This is a genomic window from Actinorectispora metalli (genome assembly GCF_056323685.1).
In genome coordinates this window covers 2169002-2191237 of record NZ_JBREYE010000001.1, presented here as the reverse complement: position 1 = coordinate 2191237, position 22236 = coordinate 2169002, and the positions used below count along the sequence as shown (strand labels likewise).

The 22236-nt window shown below is 67.8% G+C and carries 22 protein-coding genes and 1 tRNA gene; 16 read left to right on the top strand and 7 right to left on the bottom strand.

Annotated features, from left to right (window positions below; all coding sequences use genetic code 11):
- Nucleotides 1-31: 31 nt before the first annotated feature.
- Both ACU6XJ_RS10230 and ACU6XJ_RS10225 read right to left on the bottom strand, forming a co-directional pair.
- Nucleotides 32-3757 carry an FkbM family methyltransferase gene (locus ACU6XJ_RS10230; RefSeq protein ID WP_476309001.1) on the bottom strand — a complete coding sequence of 1242 codons (3726 nt, stop codon included), beginning with the start codon at nt 3755-3757 and terminating at the stop codon, nt 32-34.
- Nucleotides 3750-4871, bottom strand: a complete 1122-nt coding sequence (locus ACU6XJ_RS10225; RefSeq protein ID WP_476308998.1) for a hypothetical protein — start codon at nt 4869-4871, stop codon at nt 3750-3752. Before ACU6XJ_RS10225 ends, ACU6XJ_RS10230 begins: the two co-directional genes overlap by 8 nt.
- Nucleotides 4872-4996: 125 nt before the next feature.
- Here ACU6XJ_RS10225 and msrA point away from each other — a divergent pair, with 125 nt between their 5' ends.
- From msrA to ACU6XJ_RS10210, 3 genes are all read left to right on the top strand, one after another.
- Nucleotides 4997-5659, top strand: a complete 663-nt coding sequence (msrA, locus tag ACU6XJ_RS10220) for a peptide-methionine (S)-S-oxide reductase MsrA (RefSeq protein WP_476308995.1) — start codon at nt 4997-4999, stop codon at nt 5657-5659.
- A 72-nt stretch (nt 5660-5731) separates the two neighbouring features.
- On the top strand, nt 5732-6874 hold the full coding sequence (locus tag ACU6XJ_RS10215; protein ID WP_476308993.1) for a DUF262 domain-containing protein: 1143 nt from the start codon (nt 5732-5734) through the stop codon (nt 6872-6874).
- A 36-nt stretch (nt 6875-6910) separates the two neighbouring features.
- Nucleotides 6911-7375 (top strand): HEPN domain-containing protein, encoded by a 465-nt coding sequence (locus tag ACU6XJ_RS10210; protein ID WP_476308990.1) that lies wholly within the window; start codon nt 6911-6913, stop codon nt 7373-7375.
- A 59-nt stretch (nt 7376-7434) separates the two neighbouring features.
- Here ACU6XJ_RS10210 and ACU6XJ_RS10205 read toward each other — a convergent pair whose 3' ends face one another.
- Both ACU6XJ_RS10205 and ACU6XJ_RS10200 read right to left on the bottom strand, forming a co-directional pair.
- Nucleotides 7435-8418: a hypothetical protein gene (locus ACU6XJ_RS10205; RefSeq protein WP_476308987.1), complete on the bottom strand. Its 984-nt coding sequence runs from the start codon at nt 8416-8418 to the stop codon at nt 7435-7437.
- On the bottom strand, nt 8418-8765 hold the full coding sequence (locus ACU6XJ_RS10200; RefSeq protein ID WP_476308985.1) for a PadR family transcriptional regulator: 348 nt from the start codon (nt 8763-8765) through the stop codon (nt 8418-8420). Before ACU6XJ_RS10200 ends, ACU6XJ_RS10205 begins: the two co-directional genes overlap by 1 nt.
- Nucleotides 8766-8844: 79 nt before the next feature.
- Between ACU6XJ_RS10200 and ACU6XJ_RS10195 the strand changes: the two genes are divergently transcribed.
- Nucleotides 8845-9372 (top strand): DUF1990 family protein, encoded by a 528-nt coding sequence (locus tag ACU6XJ_RS10195; protein ID WP_476308982.1) that lies wholly within the window; start codon nt 8845-8847, stop codon nt 9370-9372.
- Here ACU6XJ_RS10195 and ACU6XJ_RS10190 read toward each other — a convergent pair.
- Together ACU6XJ_RS10190 and ACU6XJ_RS10185 are read right to left on the bottom strand one after the other, a co-directional pair.
- Nucleotides 9343-9690, bottom strand: coding sequence for an MmcQ/YjbR family DNA-binding protein (locus ACU6XJ_RS10190; RefSeq protein ID WP_476308979.1), 348 nt, complete (start codon nt 9688-9690; stop codon nt 9343-9345). The genes ACU6XJ_RS10195 and ACU6XJ_RS10190 overlap by 30 nt on opposite strands.
- Nucleotides 9691-9779: 89 nt before the next feature.
- Nucleotides 9780-9855: transfer RNA gene (locus ACU6XJ_RS10185), tRNA-Gly, on the bottom strand.
- A gap of 388 nt (nt 9856-10243) precedes the next feature.
- On the opposite strand from ACU6XJ_RS10185, the gene ACU6XJ_RS10180 reads away from it, so the two are divergent.
- The 9 genes from ACU6XJ_RS10180 (at nt 10244) to ACU6XJ_RS10140 (ending at nt 19354) form a co-directional block, all read left to right on the top strand.
- A complete protein-coding gene (locus tag ACU6XJ_RS10180) occupies nt 10244-10681 on the top strand; it encodes a DUF983 domain-containing protein (RefSeq protein ID WP_476308976.1) in 438 nt (145 codons plus the stop codon).
- Nucleotides 10682-10717: 36 nt separating this feature from the next.
- Nucleotides 10718-11581: an Fpg/Nei family DNA glycosylase gene (locus ACU6XJ_RS10175; RefSeq protein WP_476308973.1), complete on the top strand. Its 864-nt coding sequence runs from the start codon at nt 10718-10720 to the stop codon at nt 11579-11581.
- 141 nt (nt 11582-11722) lie between these two features.
- The gene (locus ACU6XJ_RS10170; protein ID WP_476308969.1) at nt 11723-12976 is read left to right on the top strand and encodes a sensor histidine kinase; all 1254 of its coding nucleotides are present in this window, start codon (nt 11723-11725) and stop codon (nt 12974-12976) included.
- Between the two features lie 46 nt (nt 12977-13022).
- Nucleotides 13023-13916 (top strand): S49 family peptidase, encoded by an 894-nt coding sequence (locus tag ACU6XJ_RS10165; protein WP_476308966.1) that lies wholly within the window; start codon nt 13023-13025, stop codon nt 13914-13916.
- A gap of 288 nt (nt 13917-14204) precedes the next feature.
- A complete protein-coding gene (locus tag ACU6XJ_RS10160; protein WP_476308965.1) occupies nt 14205-15017 on the top strand; it encodes a LytR/AlgR family response regulator transcription factor in 813 nt (270 codons plus the stop codon).
- Between the two features lie 102 nt (nt 15018-15119).
- Complete coding sequence (locus tag ACU6XJ_RS10155) at nt 15120-15455, top strand: hypothetical protein (RefSeq protein WP_476308963.1); 336 nt, start codon at nt 15120-15122, stop codon at nt 15453-15455.
- 15 nt (nt 15456-15470) lie between these two features.
- Nucleotides 15471-17237: a sodium/solute symporter gene (locus ACU6XJ_RS10150; RefSeq protein WP_476308960.1), complete on the top strand. Its 1767-nt coding sequence runs from the start codon at nt 15471-15473 to the stop codon at nt 17235-17237.
- A gap of 132 nt (nt 17238-17369) precedes the next feature.
- A complete protein-coding gene (locus tag ACU6XJ_RS10145) occupies nt 17370-17729 on the top strand; it encodes a DUF485 domain-containing protein (RefSeq protein WP_476308957.1) in 360 nt (119 codons plus the stop codon).
- A complete protein-coding gene (locus tag ACU6XJ_RS10140; protein ID WP_476308955.1) occupies nt 17726-19354 on the top strand; it encodes a solute symporter family protein in 1629 nt (542 codons plus the stop codon). Before ACU6XJ_RS10145 ends, ACU6XJ_RS10140 begins: the two co-directional genes overlap by 4 nt.
- A gap of 42 nt (nt 19355-19396) precedes the next feature.
- Here ACU6XJ_RS10140 and ACU6XJ_RS10135 read toward each other — a convergent pair whose 3' ends face one another.
- Nucleotides 19397-20293, bottom strand: a complete 897-nt coding sequence (locus ACU6XJ_RS10135) for a serine hydrolase (protein ID WP_476308952.1) — start codon at nt 20291-20293, stop codon at nt 19397-19399.
- 197 nt (nt 20294-20490) lie between these two features.
- On the opposite strand from ACU6XJ_RS10135, the gene ACU6XJ_RS10130 reads away from it, so the two are divergent.
- From ACU6XJ_RS10130 to ACU6XJ_RS10120, 3 genes are read left to right on the top strand one after another with little or no spacing between them, the layout of a single operon-like run.
- The gene (locus ACU6XJ_RS10130) at nt 20491-21000 is read left to right on the top strand and encodes a SigE family RNA polymerase sigma factor (RefSeq protein ID WP_476308951.1); all 510 of its coding nucleotides are present in this window, start codon (nt 20491-20493) and stop codon (nt 20998-21000) included.
- Between the two features lie 5 nt (nt 21001-21005).
- Entirely contained in the window at nt 21006-21824 is an 819-nt protein-coding gene (locus tag ACU6XJ_RS10125) for a hypothetical protein (protein WP_476308948.1), read from the top strand.
- Nucleotides 21825-21867: 43 nt separating this feature from the next.
- Complete coding sequence (locus ACU6XJ_RS10120; protein ID WP_476308946.1) at nt 21868-22218, top strand: rhodanese-like domain-containing protein; 351 nt, start codon at nt 21868-21870, stop codon at nt 22216-22218.
- The last annotated feature ends 18 nt before the right edge of the window (nt 22219-22236 follow it).

Sequence of the window (22236 nt, the reverse complement as noted above, 5' to 3'; positions counted from 1 at the left end):
GTGCCAGCACGTCCGGCCATCGTTTTCGGCGTTACCGTTCCGGGCGCAGCCAGAGCGTGATGAACCCGGCCTCGGCCGCCCGAGCGGCAGCCACCAGTTCGGCATCGTCCTGCTCGGACTCCGCCGCGGGCTCCACCGGCAGTATCCGGTAACCCCAGCTCCGGTAGAGGCGGAGCACCTCGGCGGGATCGTCACCGAGATCCACCATCGCCTCCGGGCTGAACTCGCAGACCACGTGTGGACGGTCGCGCTCCAACACCCCGGAGAGCCCGGCGAGCGCGCGGTGGTCGCGGCCCTGCAGGTCGACCTTGATCAGCCCGACGCGCCCGTCCGTGACCTCGGACAGCGCATCCAACCTGTGAGCAGGCACCTGCGACGCCGCGGCGTCCCCCACCCGCACCCTGAAGTCACCGCTGTTGCCTGCCTCGCCCTGCTCCAGCGTCACCGTGGTGTCGCTGTCCCAGGCCGCGATCGGCAGCACGGTGACCCGCTCGAGAACCGACGGCGGCAAGTTGACCGCCAGGTTGCGCCGCAGGTAGTCGGCGGTGGTCGGGTTGGCCTCCACCGCGACCACCCGGCCGGACTGCCGCGTCCGCCGCAGCAGGCGCAGCGTGTGGTAGCCGACGTGCGCGCCGATGTCCAGGAACGTGCCGTCGCCCGCCAGGCGCTCCAATAGCTCAGCCTCGGCCCGCTCCCAGCTGCGGTGGTGCGAGAGCCAGGGCAGCACGACATCGTCGACGGGCAGCAGCAGCGAACCCGCGTCGCAGACCACCACCTCGCTGCCCGGCGGGATCGGCACATGCCGGGTCGCCGCCGCCTCGTGCAGCGCCGCGACCTCGCCCTTCAACAGGTGGATCGCCTCGGTGAGCCCCTGGGCGTGCCGGTCCTGCTCATCCGAGCGCCGGTCCCGGTCGACGAACCGGTCGAAGGTGTGCTTGTCCGCCTCGTCCAGCCGGGCGTGCAGCTGATCAAGCAGCTCCGCACCGCGGTGCAGACCGGCCTCGGTGGACTGCAATGCGGTGTCCTGCCGGGCGAGTTCCGCACGCAGTTCGCCGATCTCGGTGCGCAGCGTGGACTCCACCGCGCACAGGCGGGCGTCGAGCTCCTCGGTGCCGCTGGCGCGCAGCGAGGTCAGGCCCGCCTGGAACTCGTCCACTTTGCGGACCAGCCCGTCGAGCGTGTGTTCGACCCCGTCGGCCAGTGCGCCCATCACCTTGCGCTGGTGCACGTCGTAGTGGTCGATCGCGCGCAGCACGGCCTTGCGCACCACCGGCGCCAGCGGCGACTTCGACGGCGCCGCGGTGTCGGGGCGCCAGCGCAGCGCCTCTCTGGCCGACCGCAGCGGCGCCAGCGGATCGTCACCGGTGACGACCCGAAGGCCCGGCTGCCGCTGCTGCCTGTTTCGGTAAGCCTCGTCCAGCTGCTGCCGCATCCACGCGGCGGTGCGGCTCATCGGCCTGCTGCGCAGGATGTGCTCCCTGGCGGCCTGACCGCGACGCAGCGCCTCATCGGGGTTGTCCGCGACCTCGCGCAGCGCCGCGGCCGCCGCGTCAAGGTCCGGATCGGCCCAGACCGCCGTCTCCGGATACGGGTAGCAGCCCGGCCCGACCTTCACCAGGCGGTAGGGCACCGGCCAGCCGGTGGTGGCGTCCAGGAATTCCGCGGTGCCCGAATAGCCGGTGGAAATCACCGGAAGTCCGCGCGCCATCGCCTCGGCGACCGTCAGCCCGAAACCCTCGCTGCGGTGCAGCGACACATAGGCATCGGCCCGGTCGTACAAGGCGGCGAGTTCTTCCGTGGACAGGTAGGACTCGATCAGCTCGATACGCTCGTCACCCGCCACCGCGGCGCGCAGCCGTTCCGCGTTTTGCGGATGAAGCCTGCCATTGATGACCTTGATGACGAGTCGGACATCATCGCGTTCCGGAAATGCCAGCCGGAAAGCCTCGACCAACCCCCACGGATTCTTGCGGGCGCCGATGCTGTTGAAGTCGAAGGCGAACAGGAAACGCACCGGCTCGCCCGGCTTGCGAATGCGCGGAGCGGGCGTTCCGGGGTCACGGACGGGGACCGGGATGGTCTTCACCGGTACCGGAGCGTGCTCGGCGATGGCCTGCCTGCAGAATTCGCTGATCGTCCAGACCTCGTCGACGTGGTCGAACGCCCGGCGCATCCACTCGGGAAACTCGGAAAGCTCCCAGGACCAGACACCGATGACGTGCCTGCCCTCGGCGAGCCCGGGATGCAGCCGCAGGGTCGGTTCGGTCATGTCCGCGTTCACGCACAGCACGCTGATCGGGAAGTCCGGACTGCCCGGCCGGGCCCGCTCGGGCAGCGGGTGGTCCGTCCGGTTGACCACGGTGTGTTCCTCCACCACCGTGGCGACGTCCACCCCGCTGTCGGCGATCGCCTCGTGCACCAGCCTGCCCATCTCGCCGACACCCAGTTCGGCGGTGAGGTAGCCGAGCACGTTGACGCCGAGGGCGTCCTTGACCGGAACCTCCGCCACGGCGGGCGGGACCGGCACGGCGTCGAGGTGCAGTTCGCCCTCGACCACCCCCGAGGTGGCACACCACTGTCGGTAGGTGTCGGCGTTGCGGCCCAGCGGATCGGGGAAGGCCACCTGAAGGTCGGCCCGGTTCTGCCACACCGCCATCGCCCAACGGTTCTGGCCCACTGCGGCCTGCTCCGGCGTCGCAGCCTCGGCGGCCCACCGCAGAAAGGCCTTGGGATCGATGTCGTCGAACGGCGTCGGCGGGAGGTCCTCGCCCTTCTTCTCCGCGGCCACCCATGCCGAGCGGTAGGTCCTGCGCAGCATCGGTGTGATCCGCGAGCCGTCCCGCATGGTGTTCCAGCGGTAGGGGATGGACTCCAGCGATTCGGCGTAGCCCGCGGCGAGCAGCTTGTCCCGGTAGCCCGCGCAGAGCCCCGCCAGGACCGGCTGCTGCGAGAGCAGCACCCGCGGCTTGTCCGCGAAGTGGGTGCTGAGCAGCCACGGCTTCTCCGGCCGGTAGCCGCTGAAGTGGTAGAAGCGCAGCGGACGCCCGCCCGCGGTGAGCGTGCCGTCCGCACCGCGTTCGAGCGGGCGCTGGTAGACGTTCCAATAGGCGACGTTGAAGCCGGGATCGCCGATCACGGTGTGCCCGAACATCGCGGGCACGTTGTCCACCCAGCGCTGATCGGTGAAGAGCTGTTCGGTGATCGAGGAGATCGCGTCGTGTCGCAGCCGCTCGGCCCAGAAGTCCAGGAACCCGCCCGCCGCCCTGGACACCGCGATGAACCCCAGGTTGAACACCCCGGAGGCCATGATGTCGCCCTCGGTCGGCCGCAGCCCGTCCCGTGGCATCGGCGCGAGCACATGCGGGGTGAGCACGATGCCGTGCTCCGCCGCCAGCTCATCGACCTCGGGGAACGGCGCGAACACCTCGATGTCCGGATCGAGGTAGGTGACGGTGTCGAACCGCGACAGCAGGCCGCGGAGCAGCCACGGCTTCACCGCAGTGCACAGCTCGGTGACCGTGTAGGCGGTCGCCATCCGGCGGAACTCGGCCGGGTCCAGGTCGAGATCGCCCGGCCCCAGCAGTTCCACCCCCTCGGCCTCGGTGCCCAACTCGGCGGGCAGCGCGTCGACCAGCAGCACGAAGAAGCGCCTGCCAGGGTGTTCACGGAGGTAGGAGTCCGCGAGCACCCTGGCGGCCGGCAGATAGTTGCGCGCGACGATCGTGCACGCGCACCGGCCCGCGTCGCTATCAGGCATCGGCCCGCTTCTTGCGGATCTCGTCCGCGATCACCTGGTTGAAGTGCTGGTCCACCTCGGCCTTGTCCGAACCCCGCACCTCGATGCGAATCAGGTACTTGCCGCTCGCATAGTGCGCCCGCCGCAGGAACGGCCCAGGTTCCGAGGTGTCGGTGGTGCTGCCCTTGACACCGGGCTGCGGCTCGATCGCGGTCTGCGCGTAGCTGGTGGTTTGCAGGGTGGCGAGCTCGTCCCGCGCCTTCTGGGCGGCTGCTTCGCTGCTCATCTCGGTGACGATCAGGATCACCGAATACTTCGGGTTCTGGCTCAGCGCCGCCCTGGTGCTGCCGGCGTTGCCGGTCTGATAGGCGGCGACTTCCTCTTCGGTGAGGGCCTTGAGGTTCGCGAAGTCCTGGAACGTCTTGACGTTGCCCAGAACCGACGCCTGACCCGGCAGATCGGCCAACAACGGGTCGACCGGCTTGGCGGGGCTGGTCGAGGTCGGCGACGCGGCCGTGGTGTTCCCGCCACCGCCGTTGTCCTTGTTGCCGAAGGCGAAGAACACGCCGAGGCCGATGGCGATCACCGCGAGGACGGCGACCACGATGCCGATGACCTTGCCCGCGCCGCCCTTCTTGTCGGACTCGAAGACCTCAGGCCCCTGCCGCATCCAGCCCGCACCGGAGTCCAACGGAGGCATGTCCGAACTGGCCCACGGCGGAGCGGCATCCTCGGCCTGCCACTGGTGCGCGCCCTGACCGGTGTAGGGATTGGTGCCCCCCGGCACCACCTGAGTCGCGTCGGCATTGGGCTGCTGCTGAGGCGGTCCGCCCGGACCCCGCACGATCTGCGTCGCATCGGAGTTCGGAGCCGAAGGCTGCTGTTGCTGTGCGGCCGGAAACACCTGGGTGGCCTCGGCGCCGCCGGGCGCACCCTGCGGCTGCTGGCCGGGAGTCTGGGTCTCCCACCTGAATGGGGGAGGGAAGGGACTCTGCGGCTGGCCTGCCTGTGGCGCACCAGGCGCCCCGGAGGCTGTGCTGACGATCTCGTCCCGACGGCGGCGGTAATCCTCGGCGGAAACCCTGCCTGCCGCGAGCTCCTCGTCAAGCTTCCGCAGCTCGTCTTGCCAGGTCACCCTGGCACCCCCTTCCCTGTCTGTGGGTAGACGCGCCACATTCTGCCGCAGCCCCGTAACCGGCACTCACCCGACTAGTCAAGTTTTCGCCTCCGCCCCGCCCGAACCCGAACTACTGTGGAGGCATGGGCATCTTCGGCCGAGACAAGACACGAATGGTTGAACCTGACACCGCGCTACCCGGCAGGGCCGACCCGCTGGCCGTGCCCGAGTTCCACGCCGTGTACCCCGACCGTCGCATCAAACCCCCATTCCCCGACGGCCTGACCACGGCGGTCTTCGGCATGGGCTGCTTCTGGGGCGCCGAACGCAAGTTCTGGCAGACCCAGGGCGTGTACTCCACAGCTGTCGGCTACGCGGGCGGCCACACACCCAACCCCACCTATGAAGAGGTCTGCTCCGGCCTCACCGGCCACACCGAGGTAGTCCTCGTCGTCTTCGACCCCTCAGCCGTGAGCTACCCCGACCTACTCCGCGTCTTCTGGGAAAACCACGACCCCACCCAAGGCATGCGCCAAGGCGGCGACATCGGCACCCAGTACCGCTCCGCGATCTACTTCACCGCCGACGACCAACCCACCGCCGCCGAAACCAGCCGCACGGCCTATCAACAGGCCCTGTCCACCACCGGCTACGGCCACATCACCACCGAACTCGCACCCCTGGCCGAGTTCTACTACGCCGAGGACTACCACCAGCAATATTTGAAGAAGGTACCGAACGGGTATTGCGGAGTGGGTGGAACTGGCGTGACGTGCCCGGTCGGCCTAGGCAACGCTCAGAACTGACGTGATCCCGACGGACGTCCGGCAGGTGCATGCAGATGTGCTCCTACTTCCCACGAGCCGTATCGTTGCGCCATGCCTGCCGAAGCTTCGCTCGCTACGTCAGAGAACGATGATCCTGGTCGGGAGCCTGACGCGCTAACCCCGCAAGAAAAGGAAGATCTTAATGATGCGGAGGATAAGCCCGCGTCCGTAATCTATTCGACCCAGGATTTTGACGTCGACGGACTAGTCCGTCGCTTGAACAAAGAAGATATTCTTATCCCGACCTTCGGGCACGAGGACGAGCGCATATCGTCTGCCGGCTTCCAGCGCTCGTTTGTGTGGAACCGGCCGCAGATGGATCGATTCGTCGAATCTCTACTGCTTGGCTATCCAATTCCAGGAATATTCCTCGTAAAGCAGGCTGACAGTAGATACCTCGTGCTGGATGGGCAGCAGCGGCTACGAACATTGCAGCACTTCTACAGCGGAATGTACGCAGGGAAAGAGTTCGCGCTGCAGAATGTTGGGGAGCAGTACAAGGGGCTTACTTACAAGTCCCTCCGGGATGATCAGAGACGTGTCCTGGATAACTCGTTCTTCCAGGCAACTATTGTTGACAGCGACGCAACCGAGGAGTCGCTGGAAGTTGTCTATCAGATTTTTGAAAGACTGAACTCCGGGGGAACGCAGCTTACTCCGCATGAGATACGGGTGGCATTGTATGCTGGCGAATTCATCGACTATCTGGAGAAACTCAACCAAAACCCGTATTGGCGAGAGCTCTACGGTCGGAAATCGCCTCGGGTTCGAGATCAAGAGCTCATCCTGCGCATACTGGCACTTTATACATCTGCCGATCACTACGCTCGACCACTAAAGACTTTTCTGAATAGATTCGCTGCAGCGAACAGAAAACTCGCTAGCCTCGATACCGAGCGACTGGGCAATCTCTTCTCCAAGGCGGCTCAGCTTCTGGTTGAAGGGCCGGGTAGAAGCGCACTGCGCCCTCGCAGCGCTCAGGTTAACGCCGCTCTCACCGAGGCGATCTTTGTTGGGTTGATGCGTCGCCTGGACCAATCAGCTGGTGCGCCTGGTCCCGGCGAGTTGGCCGATGTTGTTTCGAGGCTCATAGAAGACGAGGACATGCTTGTTGCGACGAGTCGCTCGACGGCTGATGAGGAGAGTGTGAGAACTCGGCTGAGCATTGCCACCTCGGCAATGGCCGAGATGTAAATCATGTGGTCGGGTGCGTGGCCTAGTCAAACGCTTGTGAACCTGAGACGTGGGTTGGAGAAGGTTGAGAAGCTGGTGCGCCTCCCAGCTCGAGATCAACCCGATGAGGTGACACAAGCCTTGGCGTCGTTTCTGGTAATTCGAACTTGTGGATACTTGGAGGCGGCAGTCGACGAGTGCAGCAAGGCGTTAATCGGCAGTAAGGCGGCCCCAAGGGTGGCCTCTTTTGCGGTCAGTTGGTTGGAGCGTGGAAGAAATCCTAGCCCAAGGGCCTTGGTGGATGCGGCTCGCAAGTTCGACGCCGAGTGGGCCGAGGATCTTGAGTCAATATTCCAGGCGGACGATGAATTGCTCAAGCGCGAGATAGGTTTGCTTGTGGAGAAACGAAATAAGATCGCGCACGGGAAGCCTGAGGGCATAACTGCCCGCAAAGCTCTTGACTTCATACCTCTGGTGGATCGAGTGGTCGAGTGGTTCGTCGAGAAATTTGATCCACGTTAGGTCCTGCCCAGTCCGCTCCGCTGCTTCAACCGACGTTGTGCTGACCGGAACTAGCCCGATCAGGTCGATTCGGCTGTGGCTTCGCTGCGTCGTAGTTCGGTTTGGGCTCGGGTATAGAGGGTCACCGCCAGGGTAGAGACCACGGCGAATTGGGTGGCGTAGAAGGTCAGGATGGGCGTGCTTTCGGTGGGGAGCCACGGGAGCCAGGTGAGCTGGGTGGTCAGGAGGGTGGCTGCCGAGAGGGACAGGGCGAGTAGCCAGTCGGGGGTCGGCGGGCCGAAGAGGCCGGTCAGGTAGAGCAGGGCGCCGACGATCAGCAGGGCGCTGAGGGTGTCTACCGGGAGCCAGGTCAGGCCGGCGCGTACCAGGACGAGGGTGGCGGCGGTGACGGCCGCCAGGAGGCCTGCCACCACTGCGGCGATCTTCAGCCAGGACGGCCGGTGCGGGGTGGGGGCTTCCTTGTGGAAGCCGAGGAACAGGCAGATCACCGGGATCAGCAGCGTGAGGTTCAGCCGCACGCTGAATGGGAACGCCGGTCTGAATGCGATCGCGTCCACGACCGGGGGCAGCAGGGACAGGGCGGCCAGCGTCTTGGCCGCGGTCCGGTTGCCTTGGTGCAGGGCCGCGAGGGCGGCGAGTGGCATGAAGGTCAGCACCGTGAAGGTCACGGTCAGCCAGGTGGGGTCGGGGTCGGGCAGGGCCGCGTCGGCGGGCAGGGGGAACAGGTAGTGCTGGGCCACCGCCAACAGGTGGTTGTGCAGGGCGAGCACCGCGTGCACGACCAAGCCTAGGACGGCGAAAAGGCGGATGGCAGAGCCCCAGGCCACAGCGGTTTGGGGTGCGTTGGTGGCGGCCAGGCGGGTGCGGACGGCGAGGGTGGCGATGCTTGCGGCCTCGGGCCAGCCTGGCCAGCCGTATTCCAGGGCGAGTTCATCGTGTTCCTCGGCGAGGAAGGTGGCGACCATTTCCTCTTCGCGTTGGGCGCGGTACCAGGCGGGGAGGATGCGGAGGAGCTTGCGGTAGCGGGCTTCCAGGCGGGTCATCACAGGCCTCCCGTTGCCGGACGCAGGCCGCGGGCGGCCAGTCTTGTGGTTGCCTCGCGGGCCTCGGCGGCCAGGAGTTCGGCGTGCAGCGCGAGCTCGCGGGCGCCCTTGTCGGTGAGGCGGTAGTAGCGGCGCAGCCTGCCCTGGTGCACCTCGTCGCGGTCGCGTTCCACCAGCTCATCGGCGGTGAGGCGGTCCAGCACCCCGTACAGGGTGCCGACCCGGAGCTGGACGCGGTCGTCGGAGAGTGTCTTGATCTCCTGGACGATCGCGTAGCCGTGGCGGGGTTCGCCCGCGAGTGCTGTCAGCACCAGGAATGCCTGTTGGGTGAGGCCTCGGCCGCTCATGAGACCGAATATACCTCTTGACGATATATATCGGGAGGACGTCGGGTGAGATTGCCGGGAGACTGTGGGGGTGAGGCGGGTGGAGCGGGTTTATGAACGGGCGTTGGCGGCGGAGCTGAGCTACGAGGCGGTGGGTGGGACCAGGACGGCGCCGCTGCCCGCGGGATTCAACGTCGTACTGCGGCGGGGGCCGATCGGGCGGGGAGCGGAGACGTTCGCGGCGGCGGTTCGGTTGCTGCGGAGGTGGACGGCGCATCGGGGTGCGGGGCTCGCGGTGTATCCGGCGGAGGCCGAGCAGCGGCCTGGGGTGACGGTCGTGGTCGCGATCGGGCCGGTGCTCGCGCCGTGCCGGGTCGTGTGGGTGGTGGACGAGCCGCGGCGGGCGGGGTTCGGGTACGGGACGCTGCCTGGGCATCCGGCGACCGGTGAGGAGTCCTTTGTCGTGGAGTTGGACGACGAGGACGAGGTGTGGTTCACCGTGACGGCGTTCTCCCGGCCCGCGAACTGGTACACCCGGCTGGCCGGGCCGGTGGGCAGGCTCGCGCAGCGGATGGCCGCCGCGGCTTATGTGCGGGCGCTACGACGCGGCGTCGAAGGCCTGCACTAGCCGCTTGGGTGCGCGGGAGCGCCAAGCGTCGGTGAGCAACTCGGTGAGTTCGTCCGCATCGAGCCTGGCCAGTCGTACGCGCATCCAGTCGTAGTTGTCGTCGTGGCCCGCTTTGAGGAAGAACTTTTCGGGCTCGCTCGCGATCAGTGCGGTGCGCTCGTCGCGGCTCGCGCGGAGGCCCATGGTCGTGTCGTCGTCGCCGACCGAGGCGAAGATCTTGTCGCGGACGCGGAAGGTGGGCATGCCCCAGGCGACCTTCTCGGTGGTCTCCGGCAGCGACAGCGCGATGCGGCGGACGGTGTCCAGGTCGACGGGCATGTGGCGAACTCCAGGGGCAGCGGGTCTCGCACCATGATGCCTTTGGGGACCGACAAAAAACCCCGCCGCGGGAAAGCGGCGGGGTTTCGTGGAGCGGACGACGGGACTCGAACCCGCGACCCTCACCTTGGCAAGGTGATGCGCTACCAACTGCGCTACGTCCGCACGCGGCCCGGGGGCGCTGCGGCATCCACTCTAGCGGAACAGCCGTTAACCCGGTGGCGGTGGGGTAGCCATCTGGTGGTCGCCGAGATCCGGGACACAGGGGCTTCCCGGCCGCGGCAACATCTGGTGGGCTGGAAGGTGATCGGTGTGTCACGGCGCGTGCATGGCCGTGCCGCCGACCGGATGACCGCACCCCGGTTGATGCGCGGTGATCTTGAACGGGCAGGATAAGGGCTTACGCCCTGTATCCATCAAGTACGTTTTGTCGGAGGTGTCGTGCGCCGGAGTTTCACCCTCGAGGCCTACCGCTCACACGGTACCTTTGAATCACGCGCAGTAACCGGTCGTGGCGTCTCGGTGACAGACGTGCTCGGTTGAGGAGGCGGTGATGACGCGGCTGGTACGTGGGGCGGACGGTCGTATGTGGACGGTCCGCGCCCGATTGGAGTGGCGGAACCCCGCCACCGCCGACGACTTCGAACATGACGTCAACGGCGGGCAGACCCCGGGCCTCATCATGGGCTCCCTGGTCGGCCTGCTCGTGGTCGTGTTCGTGGTGTGGACACCCGACCAGGTCGTGGTGCCGCCCTGGCTGCTGCTGGCGTTGGCGATCGTGATCCTCTTCTTCCCGGCCCGCTGGGCACTCCGCAGGCCGTGGACCGTCGTCGCGGAAACACCCGGCGACCTGGAGGACCACCCGCCGGAGCGCTGGGTCGGCATCGTCCGCGGCGTGCTCGCCGTTCGCCAGGAGGTGTCCCGCATCGCGCGGAACATCGAGGTGTACGCGATGCCGGACATGAGCGGACCGCTGCAGCCCGTCGAATAGTCGCGCGCGGCGGCGCCCTGTGGTCACACTGGACAGGTGCCAGAACTTCCCGAAGTGCAGGCGCTCGTCCACTACCTCGGCGAGCATGCGGTAGGTCGCACCGTCGGCCGGGTGGACGTCGCCTCGCTGACGGTGCTCAAAACCGTGGACCCGCCGTGGACGGCGCTGCACGGCCGCACCGTCACGGGCGCCGCCCGGCACGGCAAGTTCCTCGACCTGGACTGCGACGGCCTGCATCTGGTGGTGCACCTGTCCAGGGCGGGCTGGCTGCGCTGGTCGGACGGCCTCGGCGCGGTGCCGCCCAAGCAGGGCAAGGGACCGCTCGCGCTGCGGGTGCACCTCGGCAAACCCGGGGACGCACCGGGCTTTGACCTCACCGAGGCGGGCACCCAGAAGCGGCTGGCGGTGTACGTGGTCGAGGACCCCGCGCAGGTGCCCGGCATCGCCAGGCTCGGGCCGGACGCGTTGGCGCTGAGCCGCTATGAGCTGGAAGAACTGCTGGCCAAGCGGACCGAGCGGATCAAGACCGTGCTCACCGACCAGAACGTGATCGCGGGCATCGGCAACGCCTATTCCGACGAGATCCTGCACCTGGCGCGGCTGTCGCCGTATGCCACGGCGGGCAGGCTGGACGAGGCCGGGTTGGACCGGCTGCACGAGAGCATCGGTCGCATCCTCACCGACGCGGTGGAGCGGTCCGTCGGGCAGGAGGCCGCGCGGCTCAAGGGAGAGAAGCGGTCTGGGCTGCGCATCCACGCCCGCACCGGGCTGCCGTGCCCGGTGTGCGGGGACACCGTCCGCGAGGTCTCCTTCGCCGACCGGTCCCTCCAGTACTGCCCCACCTGCCAGACAGGTGGAAAGCCGTTGGCGGATCGGCGGATGTCACGACTGCTGAAGTAGCGGGCACAGCCCGGTAGAGCACGCTCCGCCGATGGCCTGTCACACTGCATCACGCGCGGGATAACCAGCGTGAAACCAGACCAGACGAGCAGTCCCCGTGAGTAGTGCGGACACAGGGCCGATACGCCGGAGCCTTGAACGATGCGCGAGTTGCTGACCGAGCGGACGGTGATGTCCACCTTCGCTGCCCTTGCCGTGCTCAGCATGTTCATCCTGCTGTGCCGCGCGAGGCGGGTCAGCACCTCCGTCGAGGACGCCACCCTCACCACGCTGGACCGGATGTCCAAGGCCGCGCACGATTTGCGGCTGGTCGGGTTGGAGCAGTCGGCCACCGACAAGGCCATTCCGCACCTGCGCGAATTGCTGGCCTGCGTCGCGGTGGGTGTGACCGATGCCGAGGGCACGCTGTTGACCTGGGCGGGGGATGCCGCTCACCACTACGACGACCTGCGCGGACAGGTGGGCCGGGCGCTGGCCACCGGCAAGCGGGAGTTCGTCGAACACGGTGACCTGCACTGCTCCCGGCCCAAGTGCCCGATGCGCAACGCGGTGATCTCTCCGCTGGACGTCGAGGGCGAGACGGCGGGCACGCTGATCGTGGTGGCCGCGGCGGCGATCAGCGCCAAGCGGCTGATCCGCGCGGCCGACGACGTCGCCCGCTATGTCGCGGCGCAGTTGGAGCTCTCCGAGTTGGAGAAGTCCCGCGAACGGCTGGCGGTCGCGGAGGTTCGGGCGCTGCGGGCGCAGATCTCGCCGCACTTCATTTACAACGCACTCACCACGATCTCCTCGATGGTGCGCACCGACCAGGAGCAGGCCCGCGAGCTGTTGCAGGAGTTCGCCGAGTTCACCCGCTACTCCTTCCAGACCTCCAGCGAGTTCACCACGCTGGCCGACGAACTGCGCAACATCGACCGGTACCTGACGCTCGAGCGGGCCCGCTACGGGCCGGACCGGCTGCGGGTTCGGTTGCAGATCGCGCCCGAGGTGCTGTCGGTCGTTGTCCCGTTCCTCGCGCTGCAGCCGTTGGTGGAGAACGCCGTCCGGCACGGCCTCGCCGGGAAGAAGGGCGGCGGCACGGTGAGCGTGATCGCCGCCGACAACGGGGCCGAGGCGCTGATCAGTGTGGAGGACGACGGGGTCGGCATGGACCCGGACAAACTCAAGGAAGACCTCACCAACAGCCACCTCACGGGTGCGCACGTCGGGCTGGGCAACATCGACCACCGGATCAGGGCCGCGTTCGGCAACGACTACAGCCTGATCGTGGAGACCAACATCGGCGCGGGCATGAAGGTGACCATCCGGGTGCCCAAGTTCAGTCCCGGGGTGCGCCCCGCGGTGACCGCCGCCGAGGAACGTTTCGCCGAGGGCCAGCCGGAGCGCGCCGGTTGACTCCTCACCCCGACAGGACGGCGGAATCGGCCGTAGGGTTGGGCGTATGAATGTGACGGACAGGCTGGCCTCCCGACTCCCCGTCTTCGGTGACCGCGTCGAGCGGCTCCCGGTTGTCGCAGTGGTGAAGCTGCACGGGGCGATCATGCCGATGCCCTCGCCGATGGCCAGGGCGACGATCAACCTCAACAACGTCGAATCCGCGCTGACCCGCGCGTTCGGGCAGGACCGGCTGGCCGCCGTCGCGTTGTCCATCAACTCACCCGGCGGGGCGCCGACCCAGTCCGCGCTGGTCGCCGACCGCATCCGCGGGCTGGCCGAGAAGAAGAAGGTTCCGGTGCTGGCCTTCTGCGAGGACGTCGCCGCCTCCGGCGGGTATTGGCTGGCCTGCGCGGCCGATGAGATCTACGCGCACGCCACCTCGCTGGTCGGCTCGATCGGCGTGGTGAGCGCCGGGTTCGGGCTGGCCGGGCTGCTGGAGCGGGTCGGCGTCGAGCGCCGGGTCTACACCGCGGGCGAGCACAAGGTGCGGCTCGATCCGTTCCGGGCCGAGAAGGCGGAGGACGTGGCCTGGCTCAAGGGACTCCAGGGTGAGCTGCACGAGCAGTTCGTCGGCTGGGTGCGGTCCCGCCGCGGCGACAAGCTCGGGACGGCCTCCGACGAGGAGTTGTTCTCCGGTGAGGTCTGGACGGGTGCGAAGGCCGCGGAGAACGGCCTGGTCGACGGGCTGGGCGGCCTGCGCGAGGTGATCGCCAAGCGGTTCGGTGAGGTCGAGATCACCATGGTAGAGCCCAAGAAGCCGTTGCTGGCCAAGCTGGGTCTTGGCAATGCGGCGGCCGCGATGGGCAGGGGGACCGGTGAGCTGGGGATGGCCGCGGCGGCGATCGCCGTTCTCGAGGAGCTTGACCACCGTGCGATGTGGTCCCGGTTCGGTCTGTAATCGAACGGCAATCGATGGACCCCGCGTTTGGCTGCCCCGAACGGGTTACGGCGGCGTCACATTCCCATTCTCGGTGTTGATCACCCCTGCCGGAATGGAAAACGATTGCCTAATGTCTTAAGTGGACGGCGAACGTAGGTGCTGAGCAGACCGAATGTTTCTGAGTGCTCAAAAGGAAGGGGTGCGAGTTCGATGTGATGACTGGGTGAAGGTGTTTCAGACTCACCCTGATGGGCTGGCGCGGGACCATGGACAGCGGCCCCCGAAGATTGGCAGGATCGCGTTACAGTGAGTACTCAGGACAGCACCGCGGGCTTGATCGTGCTCGCGGTAGATGACGAGGCCCATGGCCTTGGCGAGCTGGTGCATCTATTGCAGCAGAACTCGCTGGTCCGGCGTGTGCTCAAGGCTTTTGACGCGGCCGAGGCCCTTCGGCTCATTCGCAGCGACGACCCCGAACTCAAGGAACGGGCTCGGGCGGGCGGCTGCCCGGTGGACGCGGTCTTCGCCGACATCCAGATGCCCGGCCTTTCCGGCATGGAGTTGGGCCGGGTGCTCACCGCGTTCAAGGAGCCACCCGCGCTGGTGTTCGTGACCGGACACGAGGATCTCGCGCTCAACGCCTACGAACTCGGCGCACTCGACTACATCGTCAAGCCGCCCAAGCCAGAACGGGTCGACCGCGTCATGCGGCTCATCCAGCGCACCCGGCTCGGCAAGGGCAAGGAGTTGCAGGGCGCGCAACCGGATCAGGTCATCCCGGTCGAACTGGGCGGCCGGACCACCCTGGTGCCGGTGTCCACCGTGCGCTGGGTCGAGGCGCAGGGCGACTACGCGCGGCTGCACACCACCGACGGTCGGACCCACCTGGTGCGGATACCGCTGGCACAGCTTGAGGACTCCTGGGGCGAACTGGGCTTCATCCGCATCCACCGGTCGTTTCTGGTGGCGTTGCCCCTGATCAGGGAGCTGCGCATGTCATCGTCCGGCTACTCCGTCATCGTCGGCGACGGCCCGAGCGCCAAGGAGCTCCCGGTCAGCAGGCGGCACACTCGTGAGCTGAAGGACCGGCTCGTCCGAGCACCCCGCAGTGGTTGGTAGCACGTGGATCGGGATGGCCGTGGCTCGGGTGGCGAGCCGGTCAGGGGACGGCAGTCGCCCCGGGCCGTGTCCGGTGTCGGCGCTCCCCGCCGGGTGCGGGTGGTGCTCGCCGACCGGCGTGGCGCCCGCAGGGTCATGCGCACGCTCAGCGATGTCGAGGAGCAGACCAGCATCGGGGAGAAGCTGGTACGCGATCTGGTCAGGGCACAGCTGAAGACCTCATTGGCCGCGGCGCTGCTCGTGTTCGGGCTGTTGGGTGCGCTTCCGGCGCTTTTCCACTTCCTTCCGATGGTGGCGGAAAAAGGCATCGGCACACTTCGGCTACCGTGGTTGCTGCTGATCGGGCTGCCGTTCCCTTTGATGTTCGTCGCCGGTCGCTGGTACAACATGCGGGCAACACGTCATGAGCGCGACTTCGTGAACATGGTGGAGAACTGAGAGCGTGCGAACGGGATGGGTCACGACCTCTGGACTTTGGTCACCATCGGCGCGTTCGCGCTGACGACCCTGAGCCTGAGCTTTTTCGGTTCCCGCAACTCCTCCTACACCTCGGATTTCATCCAGGCGCGCAAGGGAGTCCGGGCCGGCTACAACGCCGCCGCGATCAGCGGCGAGTACCTCTCCGCGGCATCGTTCCTCGGCATCGCGGGCCTGATGCTCTCCGACGGCATCGACGCGCTCTGGTACCCGGTTGGCTTCACCGCGGGCTACTTCGCGCTGCTGCTGTTCGTAGCCGCCCCGCTGCGGCGCTCCGGGGTGTTCACGCTGCCGGACTTCGCCGAGGCCCGGCTGAACTCTCCTCGGCTGCGCAACCTGTGCACGTGCTTCGTGGTGGTCATCGGCTGGCTCTACCTGGTGCCGCAGTTCCAGGGCGCCGGGCTGACCTTGAGCGCGGTCACCGGCAGGCCGTTCTGGCTGGGTGTGGCGATCGTGGTGATGATCGTCGTGGTCGGCATCCTCGGCGGTGGCCTGCGGGTGATCACGCTGGTCCAGGCGTTCCAGTACTGGCTGAAGCTGTTCGCGATCAGCCTGCCCGCGTTCGTGCTGTGCATCGTCTTCCTCACCGATGACGCGCCGGTCCGTCCGCTGACCGCGCAGGCGCCGCCGGTGTTCGTCAAGGACACCACCGTCGACGTCCGGACCGATGTCGCGCTGCGGGTGAACCGGCCGACGCTGGTGGAGAGCTACGGCACGGTCAACGGGCAGCGGACGTCCGGCCCGGGTATCTGGGCGCAGGACAACTTCATCGTGAAGGCGGGCACCACGCTCCGTTTCGCCGCGGGCGGCGAGGTGCCCACGGTGGTGGGTGCGCCGCTGGAGATGGACAACGCCGACTGGATGCGCCCCGCCGAGGGTGATCTCGGCGCCTTGCTGCGGATCTACTCGCTGATCATCGCCACGTTCCTCGGCACCATGGGCCTGCCGCATGTGCTGGCCAGGTTCTACACCAACACCGACGGCACCCAGGCGCGGCGGACCACGCTGTATGTGTTGACCTTCCTCGGCGTCTTCTACTTCTCGCCCGCGATCTTCGGCGCGCTCTCCCGGATGTACGTGCCGCACCTGCTGATCACCGGTGAGACCGACGCCGCGGTGCTGATGCTGCCCGGTGCGATGCTGGACGGTTGGGCGGGCATCGCGCTGGCCTCGCTCACCGCCGCTGGCGCGTTCGCGGCGTTCACCTCGGCGGCGTCCGGGCTGGTGGTCAGCGTGGCGGGGGTGCTCACCGAGAGCGTGGTGCGTGATTTCCGCATCGGCGCGGTGCTGGCCTGCGTGGTGCCGGTGCTGATCGCGTTGACGGTGCCGACCCAGGACCTCGCGGTGACGGTGGGGCTGGTGTTCGCGGTGGCGGCGTCGACCTTCTGCCCGATGCTGGTGCTGGGCATCTGGTGGCGCAAGCTCACCGCCACCGGAGTCGCCGTCGGCATGGTGGTCGGCGGCGGGCTGGCGCTGCTGTGCGTGGCGATCTCGCTGGTCACCGGGGGCGGCACCGGATGGCAGGGTTTCCTCGCCCAGCCCGCGTTGATCACGGTGCCCGCGGCGTTCCTGACGATGATCATGGTGTCGCGGGCGACCCAGCACTCCCGGCCCGCCGACGTGGCGAGGGTGATGCTGCGGATGCACGCCCCGGAGCGGCTGCAAATTCGGGACCGGGACGTGAAGCGCTTCGGAGTGGCGGACGAGATCTACCGGCTGCGGCGTGGAAAACACCGGAAATAGTGACCGGAATTTGATCGCAGTTCACTCTGATGGGCCAGCGGTTGAACCATGAGCGCTTTCCCTCTTGGATTTGTGTACGCGATCTCTTTAGAGTTCGGTCCTCGGATACGCAATGCGGCGCTGGGAGGACTGATGAGTCAGAGCATCCGGGAACCGGGGGAGGACGGCGGCTCACCGCCGGGACCGACGCCGTGGACCGAGGAGGCGGCCGGACCGGACTTCATCGAGCTTCGCAGGCGGCTGCGGCGGTTCGTGTTTCCCATGGCCGCGGCGTTCCTTGGCTGGTACCTGCTCTACGTCCTGCTCGCCGACTACGCGCACGGCTTCATGAGCACCAAGGTGATCGGCAACATCAACATCGGCTTGGTCTTCGGCCTGCTTCAGTTCGTGTCGACGTTCCTCATCACGACGCTCTACGTGCGTTATGCGGACGCCAAGCTCGACCCACTGGCCAAGAAGATTCGTGAGCGGGTCGAAGGAGAAGCACCGTGAACACCGGCACGACTCTCGCCCAGGCGATCGGCACTCCCGCGCTGAACATCGGAATCTTCCTGCTGTTCGTGGCCATCACCCTGGTCATCGTTTTCCGCGCCAGCCGCAACACCAAGACCGCGGCCGACTACTACGCCGCGGGCCGGGCATTCACCGGACCGCAGAACGGCATCGCGATTTCCGGCGACTACCTCTCCGCCGCCTCGTTCCTGGGTATCGCCGGGGCAATCGCGGTCAACGGGTACGACGGCTTCCTCTACTCCATCGGCTTCCTGGTGGCCTGGCTGATCGCCCTGCTGCTGGTCGCCGAACTGCTGCGCAACACCGGCCGCTACACGATGGCCGATGTGCTCAGCTTCCGGATGCGGCAGAAGCCGGTCCGCACCGCCGCCGCGACGTCCACGCTCGCGGTGTCGTTCTTCTACCTGCTGGCGCAGATGGCGGGCGCGGGCGGCTTGATCGCGTTGCTGCTCAACGTGCCGGATGACAAGAGCACCTTCTTCGACGGCCAGTCGCTGGTCATCGCGCTGGTCGGCGCGCTGATGATCCTCTACGTGCTGGTCGGCGGCATGAAGGGCACCACCTGGGTGCAGATCATCAAGGCGGCGCTGCTGATCGGCGGGGCCGCGGTGATGACCGTGTGGGTGCTGGCGATGTTCAAGGGCAACCTGTCCGGGCTGCTGGGCGCCGCGGTGGACAAGGTCGGCGGAGACACCTCGATCCTGGGGCCGGGCAAGCAGTACGGCAAGACCGACATCACCCGGCTGGACTTCGTCTCGCTGTCGCTGGCGCTGGTGCTGGGCACCGCGGGTCTGCCGCACATCCTGATGCGCTTCTACACCGTGCCGACCGCCAAGGAGGCGCGTCGCTCGGTGGTCTGGGCGATCTGGCTGATCGGCATCTTCTACCTGTTCACGCTGGTACTCGGCTACGGAGCCGGGGCGCTGGTGGGACCGGACGCGATCAAGAAGGCACCCGGCGGGGTGAACTCGGCGGCGCCGCTGCTGGCCTTCGAGCTTGGCGGGACGCTGCTGCTCGGGTTCATCGCCGCGGTGGCATTCGCGACGATCCTCGCGGTGGTCGCGGGCCTGACGATCACCGCGTCGGCCTCCTTCGCCCACGACATCTACGCCAACGTGATCAAGGGCGGCACGGTGGACGACAAGGACGCCGAGGTGAAGGTGGCCCGGCGCACCGCGGTGGTCATCGGCCTGTTGTCGATCGTCGGCGGCATCCTGGCCAACGGGCAGAACATCGCCTTCCTGGTGGCGCTGGCCTTCGCCGTCGCCGCGTCGGCGAACCTGCCCACGCTCCTGTACTCGCTGTTCTGGAAGCGGTTCAACACCAGCGGGGCGCTGTGGAGCATCTACGGCGGCCTCGCGGTGTGCGTGATCCTGATCGTGTTCTCGCCGGTGGTCTCCGGACGCGCCGACTCCATGATCAAGGGCGTCGACTTCCACTGGTTCCCGCTGAACAACCCGGGCATCATTTCGATCCCGCTGTCCTTCCTGTTCGGCTACCTCGGCACGGTGCTGGCCAGGGAGCGCGCCGACGAGGCGAAGTTCGCCGAGATGGAGGTGCGCGCGCTGACCGGCGCGGGTGCCGAGAAGGCCGTGGTGCACTGACCGGCAGAGCCCCGGTGGAGGCCCCTGCGCCTCCACCGGGACTCAGCGCAGCGACGCCAACACCGCGGTGGTCACCTCGGTCAGACGGCGTCCGGCCTGGTCGTGGCTGAGGCTCCGGGGGTGTGAGCTCAGCACGACCACGAGGTAGCGGTTGTCCGCGCCGACGATCCCGCTGGTGTGCGCGATCCGTCCGCCGTAACAGCAGGACCAGCCCTGTTTGACCTTCCACCGCAGGCCGTCCGATGCCCGCGGGATGCCGAAGTGCTGGTCGAGTCCGTCGGCGGCGGTCGCGGGCGCCTTGTCGAGCGCGTCCAGGACGAGCGCGCGGTGCTCGGGCGCCGCGCGGCCGAGCAGGTAGCGGTAGGCGGTGACCAGGTCGGTCGCGCTGATCGAGGTATCGCCCCAGAACCCCGCTCTGGCAGGCGGGCGGACGGAGTCCAGGCCGAGCCGGGAGGCCATCCGGGTCACGATCGACCCTTGGCCGCGGTTGCTCCAGAGCCCGCTGGCGATGCCGTCGTCGCTGGCCGCCAGCATGCGGTGGACCCGGTCTTCCGACGCGCCCGCGTCCAGCGCGTCGAGGGCGATCAGCAGCTTGACCAGCGACGCTGAACTGAAGCGTTGGCCACTGTTGTGCTCGGCGAGCATCCGACCCGACTTCATGTCGAAGACCGCGATGCCGTACTTGCTCCCCGCGTGGCCCGCCATGACCTTCGCGGCGCTGGTGCTTGGGGGTCTGGGTGGTGGTGTCGCGGGCCGGGTCGGCGACTTCTGCGACGGCGACGGCGCCTCTGCGGCAGCGGATTCCGGCACGGCGAACGGAGCGTCCGCCGCCGCGGACTGCGGCGCGGCGGTGTCGTCGAGAGCGGCGTAGGACAGGCCTGTCACGAGCAACGCGCCCACCAGCAGACCGATCGCGATCCGCAGCGTTGACTTCCTCATACCCCGGATAGCCGGTGTGAACAGGGAAAGCTGCACGATCGGGGTGCAACCTTTTCCCGGTCCGCGGGCTACTGCGTCCGCATCGGAAAGCGGATACCCTTGCGATCGCAAAGACGTCCGGGCGATCTGCCTCGGATGTGCAACCCGTCGGTGCCCTGCGGGCTATGAGCGGGTGAGCACAGAACAGGAGGCGGGCGTTGGGGGCGCGCGATGCCGAGTTCACCGAGTACTACGCGGCTCGGTTCGACCACGCGCGTCGTATCGCCTACGCGCTGAGCGGAGATTGGACCGAGGCCGAGGAGCTTGCGCAGTCGGCCTTCGTCCGGGTCTACGCGCGGTGGCCGCATGTCCGCATGGAGACCGCGGACGCCTACCTGCGCACGGTGCTCACCCGGTTGTTCCTCAAGGACCGCAAGCGGCGGCGGTCCCGCGAACTGCTGATGGAGGACATCCCCGAATCACCGGTGGAGGCAGGCGATCGGAGCACCGATGACAGACAGGTGTTGTTCACGGCCCTGCAAGAGGTGCCACCCAAGCAGCGGGCGGTGCTGGTGCTGAGGTTCGTGCAGGACCTCGCGGTCGAGCAGGTGGCCGCGGCACTGGGGTGCAGCATCGGGAACGTGAAGAGCCAGACCGCCCGCGGGCTGGCGACCCTGCGGCAGGCATACGCGCGAATCGAGTCGGTGGGGGAGGTCAAGGCAGGATGATGGGGATGCAGGACGAGCAGGAGATCGGAGCGCGGCTCCGCCGGATCGCCGACGGCCCGGCACCCGCTCCGCGTCCCGATGTGCACGACGTCATCCGGCGCGGCAAGCGACGTGTCGCCCTGCACCGCACCCTGGCCTCGGCGGGTGTGGTGCTGGCCGTCGCGGGGATCGGCTTCGGCTCGGCGGCGCTGGGGGCGGGCCTGTTCCCCGACTCCGTGCCCGCCGCGTCCTCCTCCGCTCCGCCGAGCCCGGGCGTCGACGGCTGGTCGGCGGTGCAGCTGCCGCGCCCGACGGACACGATCTCCCCCGACGGCTGCCCGTCGGCGATCCGCACCTTGAAGGAGACGCCGGTCCTGTCCAGGAACGGGCAGCAGGCGTTCGTGGACATGGTCACCGCGACACTCGGTTCCACGGTGCTGGGCCCCCGACTGGTGAGGTCCAAGGACGGCCTGCTGCTCCAGGGCGGGCGATACGCCTACTTCCAGTTCAGGGGGCAGGACGCCGAGCTTCGGCTCAGCCAGACCCAGTTCGACGGCCGCCCGGAGGAGGCCGCGCTGCGCGGGCTCGCGAGCCGGGCCTGCACGCTGCAGCGCAAGACCACGGCGAACGGTTCCGTGCTGCTGCTCTACCCGGTGACCCAGCCCTACACCTGGCAGTGGGAACTGGAGGTCTTCCAGCCCTCGGGAACGCGGTACCAGGTCACCGTGGAGGCGGGGATCGGCGCGGTGACGAGCCGCCTCCCCGGGCAGCCGACCGCCGTATCGCCCCCGATCAACGAGACCGAGATCAAGGCGCTGGCGGAGGCGCTGGCCCAACGGGCGTGACGGCTCACGCCGGTGCAACACCGCGGCGTGGGAGTATCGGGGCGTGATTCCCCAGGACCGTCAGCAGGTGCCGACCGTGGAGGCCGCCGACCTGCCCGCCGAGTTGCCCGAGAACGCCGTGCTCCTCGATGTGCGCGAGCAGGACGAGTGGGACGCCGGGCACGCGCCGACCGCAGTACACATCCCCCTCGGTGAACTGGCCCAGCGGCTGGACGAGTTGCCCGCCGACGGCGAGATCTACGCCGTCTGCCGCGGCGGCGGCCGCTCATCGCGGGTCACCGCCTACCTCAACGCCAACGGCTGGGACGCCGTCAACGTTGGCGGCGGCATGCAGGGCTGGGCTGCCGCGGGGAAGCCGATGGTCAGCGACTCCGGCACGCCCGAGGTCATCTGAGGACCGCCATGCACCCAG

Coding starts and splice junctions, on each gene's coding strand:
- ACU6XJ_RS10190 (WP_476308979.1), bottom strand. CDS start 9,690: ATGCCCGTCGACCTGGACACCGTCCGCCGCATCGCGCTGTCGCTGCCG.
- ACU6XJ_RS10150 (WP_476308960.1), top strand. CDS start 15,471: ATGGGTCACGACCTCTGGACTTTGGTCACCATCGGCGCGTTCGCGCTG.
- ACU6XJ_RS10145 (WP_476308957.1), top strand. CDS start 17,370: ATGAGTCAGAGCATCCGGGAACCGGGGGAGGACGGCGGCTCACCGCCG.
- ACU6XJ_RS10135 (WP_476308952.1), bottom strand. CDS start 20,293: ATGAGGAAGTCAACGCTGCGGATCGCGATCGGTCTGCTGGTGGGCGCG.
- ACU6XJ_RS10180 (WP_476308976.1), top strand. CDS start 10,244: ATGACGCGGCTGGTACGTGGGGCGGACGGTCGTATGTGGACGGTCCGC.
- ACU6XJ_RS10170 (WP_476308969.1), top strand. CDS start 11,723: ATGCGCGAGTTGCTGACCGAGCGGACGGTGATGTCCACCTTCGCTGCC.
- ACU6XJ_RS10125 (WP_476308948.1), top strand. CDS start 21,006: ATGCAGGACGAGCAGGAGATCGGAGCGCGGCTCCGCCGGATCGCCGAC.
- ACU6XJ_RS10230 (WP_476309001.1), bottom strand. CDS start 3,757: ATGCCTGATAGCGACGCGGGCCGGTGCGCGTGCACGATCGTCGCGCGC.
- msrA (WP_476308995.1), top strand. CDS start 4,997: ATGGGCATCTTCGGCCGAGACAAGACACGAATGGTTGAACCTGACACC.
- ACU6XJ_RS10205 (WP_476308987.1), bottom strand. CDS start 8,418: ATGACCCGCCTGGAAGCCCGCTACCGCAAGCTCCTCCGCATCCTCCCC.
- ACU6XJ_RS10165 (WP_476308966.1), top strand. CDS start 13,023: ATGAATGTGACGGACAGGCTGGCCTCCCGACTCCCCGTCTTCGGTGAC.
- ACU6XJ_RS10200 (WP_476308985.1), bottom strand. CDS start 8,765: ATGAGCGGCCGAGGCCTCACCCAACAGGCATTCCTGGTGCTGACAGCA.
- ACU6XJ_RS10215 (WP_476308993.1), top strand. CDS start 5,732: ATGCCTGCCGAAGCTTCGCTCGCTACGTCAGAGAACGATGATCCTGGT.